Here is a 961-nt window from a genome sequence, read left to right as displayed (position 1 = left end):
GCGCCAGCGTCCGCACCGTCTCCTCGAAGGTGTCCCCGTCCAGCGCCACGGGCCGTGTGTCCGTGCGCGGTGTGTACTCACGCGCCCGGCCTTCTCCCGTGTCCAACCTCAGCGTCCGTGACGTCGCACAGCCGGTCGCCAGCAGCATCCACAGCAAACACAGCCAGCGTGATGTCATGGCGATCCCCGGGCAAACTCCTGCGTCCGGAAATGCGCCCTGGCTCGCCAGACGCCGGGCCGCCGACCTTCAAACGGTCGCGCTTCAGCTCTGCAGCGCCACTCCCAGCTCCGCGTCCCCGTGCTTCAGCCAGGTCCTCGCCGCGGACTCCTGCCAGAAGCGGCGGAGGATCTTGTCCGTGCCGCTCCCGGAGGCCACCCGGTTCAACTGCAACGCGACAATCTGGTTCTGCACCAGCTCCGCCACCCGCGTCACCCCGGAGCGCAGCCCGTACTCCTGCACCCGCTTGATGAGGTCCGCCGCCTCCGGCGACGCCGGCCGGAACGTGCGCAGGTCCGCTTCAATCTTGATGGGCTGCCCCGCCACCGCGTCCGTCGCGGCCCGCAGGTCCACCACGAACCGCTCCATCTCCTCCAGCCGGATGTAGCCCTCCAGCGCGAAGCTCACGATGGATTCCGCTCGGTCCACGTCGATTCGATACATCGAGGCCCCCTTCGTGAGACTGCGCCGACCCTTCTCTCCCATCCGGCGTCCACGTGCCAACGTCCGGAGGGATGAGTCCCCTATTCAGGACTCCACGCCCAGCTGCTCCAAAAGGAGGGTCAACCCGCGCGCCGCCGCCTGCTGCCGCACCTGCCGCCGGTCCCCTTCAAACCGGTGACGCTCCACCACCGCCGCCCTCCCCCGCCGCTGCACCGCGATGAACACCAGCCCCACCGGCTTCGCCTCCGTCCCGCCCCCGGGCCCCGCGATGCCCGTCTCCGCCACCGCCCAGTCCGCCCA

Annotated in this window: 2 protein-coding genes; both read right to left on the bottom strand. The window is 70.0% G+C overall.

The genetic code is table 11. The annotated features are described in order from the left end of the window. Window positions 1-262: 262 nt before the first annotated feature. A complete protein-coding gene (locus ACLEQD_RS44265; protein ID WP_410391911.1) occupies window positions 263-661 on the bottom strand; it encodes a hypothetical protein in 399 nt (132 codons plus the stop codon). A gap of 84 nt (window positions 662-745) precedes the next feature. Then, a partial coding sequence (locus tag ACLEQD_RS44260) for a CinA family protein (protein ID WP_410391910.1) occupies window positions 746-961 on the bottom strand: 216 nt, incomplete at its 5' end.

It is taken from the genome of Corallococcus sp. 4LFB (assembly GCF_046520365.1).
Taxonomy (GTDB): Bacteria; Myxococcota; Myxococcia; order Myxococcales; family Myxococcaceae; genus Corallococcus; species Corallococcus caeni.
The sequence above is the reverse complement of the archived record's forward strand: the minus strand, read 5'-3'. Positions and strand labels throughout refer to the sequence as shown.